The sequence below is a fragment of the Plantactinospora sp. KLBMP9567 genome, from assembly GCF_033446045.1.
Lineage (GTDB): Bacteria > Actinomycetota > Actinomycetes > Mycobacteriales > Micromonosporaceae > Plantactinospora.
This window is the reverse complement of sequence record NZ_JAWQRR010000037.1, coordinates 160964-168351: the sequence shown is the minus strand read 5'-3', so window position 1 is coordinate 168351 and position 7388 is coordinate 160964. Positions and strand designations below refer to the sequence as shown.

Sequence of the window (7388 nt, the reverse complement as noted above, 5' to 3'; positions counted from 1 at the left end):
CGGGTGTCCGGTTTTTGGTCATGATCGGGTGGGTGGTGGGGGCGGATCGCGGAACACCGGGCCGCCGGCCACGGTTATACCTGGCGTACGTCCGCAGCAGCGGGCCCGGCCTGACCGGCCGGGTGCGTGGGTGGGCGGGCCGGTGACCGACCCCGGCCGTGGGAATGACGGGCCGCCGGCCACGGTTACATCCCCCGGGCACACCCGAGCAGCAGCAATCCGCCGGGCGAGTGCCGATCCCCCGGGAACCTGGTTTTCGGGTTTCTTTCCTTTCGACACGCCAGATCCTCCACGGCGTTGTCGTACCCCCGGAATGGAAGGCGACCATCATGACTTTCGTCAGCCGATGGCTACCGGCCATCACCGAAACCCCGATCCGTAAGACCGCGCTGGGTATCGCCGGGCTCGCCGTCGTCGGCGGCGCGTTCGCCGGCCCCGCGATCGCGATGGACAACACCCCGACCCCGGGCTCGCCGACCGCCGCGTCGGTGACCGCCGACATCCGCGACCTCGACAAGCGGGCACCGTCGAAGGTCCTGGACTACCAGTACAAGGCGCAGGAGAACTTCTACTACTGCGCACCCGCCGCCACCAGGATCGCGCTGTCCGCGCAGGGGCACACCCCCAGCCAGGACGACGTGGCCGGCCAGCTGGGCACGACCGAGGCCGGTACGAACTCGGCCGAGGACACCACCCGGGTGCTGAACAAGGCCGGCGGTAGCGACTACAAGACCGTCGCGATCCCGGACACCACGGCCAAGCCGGCCGAGATGGACCGGCTCCAGGTCGACATCGTCAACGCCATCGACGCCAAGCGTCCGGTCGTGATGAACATCAAGGGCACCGCCACCGACGTCGACGGCACCCCGCACTCCTACGAGGGTGGGCACTACCTGACCGTCGTCGGCTACGACGACCACGGCCGCAAGGTCAAGATCGCCGACCCGGCCAACCCGAACCAGAGCGAGTACTGGATGAGCACCATCACCCTCGCCAACTGGGCCGCCGAACGCGGCTACTCCGCCTGACACGGCAACGGGTAAGCACCACCGACAAGCACCGACACGCGAAAGGGCCAGCCCCACCCGGGGCTGGCCCTTTCGTCGTCTCCGGATACGGTCCTCAGCTCGGACAGACCTCCAACTCGAAGACCGGGCCGCCCGGTCGCTGTCACTCGTCGGGTTGAGCACGTCCAGCCGGACGTACCGGGCCGTTCGTGGTGGCACGGTGTGCGTGGTGACGTCGGCGGTGTTGTCCCGGGCCGAGCCGACCGCGGTCAGGTGTTGCCGTCGGTGCTGACCTGAAGGTCAAAGTCCCGGGTGTTCCAGGCCGGCTTCTCAGTCGCCAGCAGCGCTCCGAGCCGTTCGACGCCGTCCCTGATCAGCCCGCCGTACGGGTCGTCGCCGAGCGCAGGCAGACTCTCCCGGGCCAGGGCCAGGTGCGCCCGGGCCTCGTCCGGCCGGCCGAGCTTGCGGTAGTCATCGGCGAGGTTGAGCTGCAACGACGGCCGGAACGCCGCGACCCGGAGGCTGGCGTCGTGCCGCTGCGCCCGCTCGTCGGTCAGCGTGTCGGCGGCCTCCAACGCCCGCAGGTCCCAGCGGAGTTCCTCGGCCGGGTCGTCCTGGAGATCGGCCAGATAGTGCGCCAGGGTGCAGCGGTGGAACGGGTCACCGCTCGGACCGATCCGCCCCCACAGCTCGGTCAGCCGCTCCCGCGCCGCCCCGGTACGCCCGGCCCGTCCCCACTCGACCGCCTCGGCGATGCTCGCCATCGTGCCGTCGGTACCCTGCTCCATCGTCCACTCCCCTGTGTCGGCCGGTGCGGCACCGCCGATGCTCGGGCCTCGACGAGGTCGAGGGTCAAGCGCACCGCCGCCGGACGCTCTCCGACGGCCTCGATGCCGGCGGCCGTGGCCACCGGGAGGAACACCAGCATGGCCAGGGCGAGCAGGACGTAACTGTTCGATCCGAGGAACCCGACGACGCCGCTGTGGTCCACCGACCACAACCAGACGACGCTGCCGCAGAGCAGCAGGTACGCACCGCTCCACCAGCACCACGCCCGGCGAGCGGCGCCGCCCGGCGACGGCGGAGCGTACGGCGACAACCCGGGCGCCGCCGCCCCGGCCGACCGGCGCAGCAACGCGGAGTCGGCGAGGACCACCAGGGCGGGCACCAGCCAGACCAGATGGTGTACCCAGGTGACGGGGCTGACCAGGCAGCCGGCCACTCCGGTCAGGGCAAAACCCGCCCGGTCGTCGCCGCGCCGGGCCGCCTGGCGGGACCGGTGCGCCCACACCACCAGGACCACCGCGACCAGCACGATCCAGACGAGCCGGTCCGGATGCGCCGGATTCCACCGCGCCACCAACCCGAGCAGCGACTGGTTGGAGACGTAGTCCAACGCGCCGACCCGGCCGGTGTCCCAGAGCGCCTGCCCGAAGTACTTCCGGCTGGCCTCCGGGTCCACCAGCCCGGCCAGCAGGGTCGCCGCCGCCCCGGTCACCACCGCCGTGGCCGCGGCCCGCCAGCGTCGGGTGACCACGAGATAGCCGATGAAGATCGCCGGGGTGAGTTTGACCGCCGCAGCGATGCCGGTGCCGATGCCGGCGAGCCGGTGACCCCGGTCGAGCAGCCAGGCGTCGGCGTAGACCAGCGCGAGTAGCACCAGGTTGACCTGGCCGAAGCTGACCGTGTCGCGTACCGGTCCGAGCATCGCGAACAGGCACGCGGCGAGCGCGAACGCGAACCCCCGGTGCCAGCCCTCGCGCCGGGCGATCGGGTCGACCAGCAGCCACAGCACCAGCGCGGCGGCCAACGCGGTGACGGCGACGTTGACCGCGATCGTCGGGTGCCAGCCCAGCCACGCCATCGGCAGCATGCACAGCGCCGCGAACGGCGGATAGGTGAAGCCGTAGTCGGTGCCGGGCCGGACGTAGTCGTAGAGCTGGCCACGGTCGTGCAGCCAGTGGTTGACGGCCCCGTGGTAGACGCCGACGTCGAACCAGCCCCGGTGCCCGGGCAGCAGCGCGATCGCGACCGTGATCGCCGCGGCCAGCCCGAGGATCAGGCTGACCTGGGCGTGCCTGCCGGACGGTCTGGTGCTCATCGGGACGTTCCCTCCAGTGCCCGGCCGGTCCAGGTCGGGCCGGCCAGTGCCGCGTTGGCGCCCAGCCGGAAGCACCCGACCACGACGATGCCGAGCACCACCCCGGTGGTGGCGAGGACGAGCTGTGTCGGATCCGGCCCGAAGCCGCTGGGCAGGGTCAGGAAGGCCACCGCCGCGGCGACCAGGGAGGCCAGCCGGCGTACCGGTCGGTCGGGTGCGGCGGCGGCGATCAGCACCAGGCCCCAGAGCAGGTACCAGGGCCGGGTGGCCGGCCCGAGTACCGCCACCGCCGCCAGGACCAGGCCCAGCGCGTACGTCGGTCCGAACCGGTGCCGGTGCCACCAGACGACGGCCGTACCGCCGAGGGCGGCGAGCAGACCGCCCCAGGTCCAGAACTGCATCGGGGCGGCGCCGAGGTCCAACCCGGCCGCCTGGCCGAGCCGGTCCGACGCCCGCCCGAGAGCGCTGGAGACCCCTCGCCAACTGGGCCGCCGAACGCGGCTACTCCGCCTGACACGGCAACGGGTAAGCACCACCGACAAGCACCGACACGCGAAAGGGCCAGCCCCACCCGGGGCTGGCCCTTTCGTCGTCTCCGGATACGGTCCTCAGCTCGGACAGACCTCCAACTCGAAGACCGGGCCGCCCGGTCGCTGTCACTCGTCGGGTTGAGCACGTCCAGCCGGACGTACCGGGCCGTTCGTGGTGGCACGGTGTGCGTGGTGACGTCGGCGGTGTTGTCCCGGGCCGAGCCGACCGCGGTCAGGTGTTGCCGTCGGTGCTGACCTGAAGGTCAAAGTCCCGGGTGTTCCAGGCCGGCTTCTCAGTCGCCAGCAGCGCTCCGAGCCGTTCGACGCCGTCCCTGATCAGCCCGCCGTACGGGTCGTCGCCGAGCGCAGGCAGACTCTCCCGGGCCAGGGCCAGGTGCGCCCGGGCCTCGTCCGGCCGGCCGAGCTTGCGGTAGTCATCGGCGAGGTTGAGCTGCAACGACGGCCGGAACGCCGCGACCCGGAGGCTGGCGTCGTGCCGCTGCGCCCGCTCGTCGGTCAGCGTGTCGGCGGCCTCCAACGCCCGCAGGTCCCAGCGGAGTTCCTCGGCCGGGTCGTCCTGGAGATCGGCCAGATAGTGCGCCAGGGTGCAGCGGTGGAACGGGTCACCGCTCGGACCGATCCGCCCCCACAGCTCGGTCAGCCGCTCCCGCGCCGCCCCGGTACGCCCGGCCCGTCCCCACTCGACCGCCTCGGCGATGCTCGCCATCGTGCCGTCGGTACCCTGCTCCATCGTCCACTCCCCTGTGTCGGCCGGTGCGGCACCGCCGATGCTCGGGCCTCGACGAGGTCGAGGGTCAAGCGCACCGCCGCCGGACGCTCTCCGACGGCCTCGATGCCGGCGGCCGTGGCCACCGGGAGGAACACCAGCATGGCCAGGGCGAGCAGGACGTAACTGTTCGATCCGAGGAACCCGACGACGCCGCTGTGGTCCACCGACCACAACCAGACGACGCTGCCGCAGAGCAGCAGGTACGCACCGCTCCACCAGCACCACGCCCGGCGAGCGGCGCCGCCCGGCGACGGCGGAGCGTACGGCGACAACCCGGGCGCCGCCGCCCCGGCCGACCGGCGCAGCAACGCGGAGTCGGCGAGGACCACCAGGGCGGGCACCAGCCAGACCAGATGGTGTACCCAGGTGACGGGGCTGACCAGGCAGCCGGCCACTCCGGTCAGGGCAAAACCCGCCCGGTCGTCGCCGCGCCGGGCCGCCTGGCGGGACCGGTGCGCCCACACCACCAGGACCACCGCGACCAGCACGATCCAGACGAGCCGGTCCGGATGCGCCGGATTCCACCGCGCCACCAACCCGAGCAGCGACTGGTTGGAGACGTAGTCCAACGCGCCGACCCGGCCGGTGTCCCAGAGCGCCTGCCCGAAGTACTTCCGGCTGGCCTCCGGGTCCACCAGCCCGGCCAGCAGGGTCGCCGCCGCCCCGGTCACCACCGCCGTGGCCGCGGCCCGCCAGCGTCGGGTGACCACGAGATAGCCGATGAAGATCGCCGGGGTGAGTTTGACCGCCGCAGCGATGCCGGTGCCGATGCCGGCGAGCCGGTGACCCCGGTCGAGCAGCCAGGCGTCGGCGTAGACCAGCGCGAGTAGCACCAGGTTGACCTGGCCGAAGCTGACCGTGTCGCGTACCGGTCCGAGCATCGCGAACAGGCACGCGGCGAGCGCGAACGCGAACCCCCGGTGCCAGCCCTCGCGCCGGGCGATCGGGTCGACCAGCAGCCACAGCACCAGCGCGGCGGCCAACGCGGTGACGGCGACGTTGACCGCGATCGTCGGGTGCCAGCCCAGCCACGCCATCGGCAGCATGCACAGCGCCGCGAACGGCGGATAGGTGAAGCCGTAGTCGGTGCCGGGCCGGACGTAGTCGTAGAGCTGGCCACGGTCGTGCAGCCAGTGGTTGACGGCCCCGTGGTAGACGCCGACGTCGAACCAGCCCCGGTGCCCGGGCAGCAGCGCGATCGCGACCGTGATCGCCGCGGCCAGCCCGAGGATCAGGCTGACCTGGGCGTGCCTGCCGGACGGTCTGGTGCTCATCGGGACGTTCCCTCCAGTGCCCGGCCGGTCCAGGTCGGGCCGGCCAGTGCCGCGTTGGCGCCCAGCCGGAAGCACCCGACCACGACGATGCCGAGCACCACCCCGGTGGTGGCGAGGACGAGCTGTGTCGGATCCGGCCCGAAGCCGCTGGGCAGGGTCAGGAAGGCCACCGCCGCGGCGACCAGGGAGGCCAGCCGGCGTACCGGTCGGTCGGGTGCGGCGGCGGCGATCAGCACCAGGCCCCAGAGCAGGTACCAGGGCCGGGTGGCCGGCCCGAGTACCGCCACCGCCGCCAGGACCAGGCCCAGCGCGTACGTCGGTCCGAACCGGTGCCGGTGCCACCAGACGACGGCCGTACCGCCGAGGGCGGCGAGCAGACCGCCCCAGGTCCAGAACTGCATCGGGGCGGCGCCGAGGTCCAACCCGGCCGCCTGGCCGAGCCGGTCCGACGCCCGCCCGAGAGCGCTGGAGACCGACCAGCTGTGCTTGTAGATCGGTGTCCGGAGCGCGGCGATCCAGCCGTACCCGAGACCGGTGGCGGCGGTGACCACAACCGCCGTCAGCAGGGCCGGCCCGGCGGCACGCAGCGTCGCGGACCGGATCCCGTGCTGCGGCCGAGCCAGCGCCACGACCACCAGCAGGCCCGCCACCGCCGGCACCTTGACCAGCGCGGCCAGGGTCACCAGCACCGTGGCCAGCCCGAAGCGGCGCTCGAACGCGAGGCAGAGCCCGGCCACCAGCAGCCCGAGCATCACCGCCTCGTTGTGCGCCCCGGCGACCAGGTGCAGTGGCACCAACGGGTTTAGCACGCCCAGCCACACCGCCGCGCCCGGCTCGACGCCGGCATGCCGGGCCAGTCGGGGCAGGAACACCGCCAGCAGGGCGACGCCGAGCAGGGCCACCAGGCGCAGCCCGATCACCCCGACCGTTACCTCCGTACCGGCGGCAGCGGCAACCAGCGCGGACAGGCCGAGGAACACCGGCCCGTACGGTGCCGGCGTGTGCTGCCACATCTGGGGCACCTCGGCGGCGAACGGGCCGCCGAGCTGCGACACCCCGTGTTCGTACACGTCGGCGCCGGCCAGCACCATCGCGCCCTGGGCGAGATAGCTGTAGACGTCGCGGCTGAACAGGGGCGGAGCGAGCAGCAGCGGGCCGGACCAGAATGCGAGGGTGACCAGCAGGCTGCGGACCTCGACGCCGTCCGGCCGCCGGATCTCGCGCCCCGCCCACCACCACGCGGCCACCAGCATGGTGAGCCCGAGATATCCGCAGAGCAGGGCCGGTCCCGGATGGTGTCGCCAGTCGGTCAGCCACAGCACCGCCCCGGCCGGATCGACCGGCAGCGCCCCGGCGGCCAGCCCGGCGCAGGCCAGAATCGTCGTCCCGGCGGTGCCCAGGATGCGGTAGGTGGTCACCGCAGGCAGTGAACCTTTTTCAACCTCCCTCGCGGTCCGGCGGACCGCAAGGTCGGACGCGGTGCGTGGGCGCCGCGCGGTTCAGGTGGAAAAAGGTTCAGTCTCAGCACCCCGGAAGGATTCCTGTGCGATATGGCCGCAGAACGACAGTTCGATGATGCGCCGGTGGCCTCGGGGTGCACGAGGACAGGGGCCACCGGTGGTAGCCCGCCGGCCGCCGCCGGGGTCGGCCGGCGGATCCGGCGGCCACCGGACTACCGCGTTCGTG

The 7388-nt window shown here is 72.6% G+C and carries 6 protein-coding genes and 1 pseudogene; 1 reads left to right on the top strand and 6 read right to left on the bottom strand.

Features of this window, described 5'->3' with window-relative positions:
- Positions 1 to 329: 329 nt before the first annotated feature.
- Complete coding sequence (locus tag R6Y94_RS27300) at positions 330 to 1028, top strand: C39 family peptidase (protein ID WP_318394154.1); 699 nt, start codon at positions 330 to 332, stop codon at positions 1026 to 1028.
- A gap of 248 nt (positions 1029 to 1276) precedes the next feature.
- Here R6Y94_RS27300 and R6Y94_RS27295 read toward each other — a convergent pair whose 3' ends face one another.
- From R6Y94_RS27295 to mptB, 6 genes and pseudogenes are all read right to left on the bottom strand, one after another.
- Positions 1277 to 1795, bottom strand: a complete 519-nt coding sequence (locus R6Y94_RS27295; RefSeq protein ID WP_318398706.1) for a hypothetical protein — start codon at positions 1793 to 1795, stop codon at positions 1277 to 1279.
- A complete protein-coding gene (locus R6Y94_RS27290) occupies positions 1702 to 3108 on the bottom strand; it encodes a glycosyltransferase 87 family protein (protein WP_318398705.1) in 1407 nt (468 codons plus the stop codon). Before R6Y94_RS27290 ends, R6Y94_RS27295 begins: the two co-directional genes overlap by 94 nt.
- On the bottom strand, positions 3105 to 3530 hold the full coding sequence (locus R6Y94_RS27285) for a hypothetical protein (RefSeq protein ID WP_318398707.1): 426 nt from the start codon (positions 3528 to 3530) through the stop codon (positions 3105 to 3107). The genes R6Y94_RS27290 and R6Y94_RS27285 overlap by 4 nt, the downstream gene beginning before the upstream one ends.
- Before the next feature lie 340 nt (positions 3531 to 3870).
- Positions 3871 to 4389: a hypothetical protein gene (locus R6Y94_RS27280; protein ID WP_318398706.1), complete on the bottom strand. Its 519-nt coding sequence runs from the start codon at positions 4387 to 4389 to the stop codon at positions 3871 to 3873.
- Positions 4296 to 5702: a glycosyltransferase 87 family protein gene (locus R6Y94_RS27275; protein WP_318398705.1), complete on the bottom strand. Its 1407-nt coding sequence runs from the start codon at positions 5700 to 5702 to the stop codon at positions 4296 to 4298. The genes R6Y94_RS27280 and R6Y94_RS27275 overlap by 94 nt, the downstream gene beginning before the upstream one ends.
- Positions 5699 to 7144 (bottom strand): annotated as a pseudogene (gene mptB / locus R6Y94_RS27270) (polyprenol phosphomannose-dependent alpha 1,6 mannosyltransferase MptB); the annotation flags it as partial. The pseudogene mptB and the gene R6Y94_RS27275, both read right to left, overlap by 4 nt.
- Between the last annotated feature and the right edge of the window lie 244 nt (positions 7145 to 7388).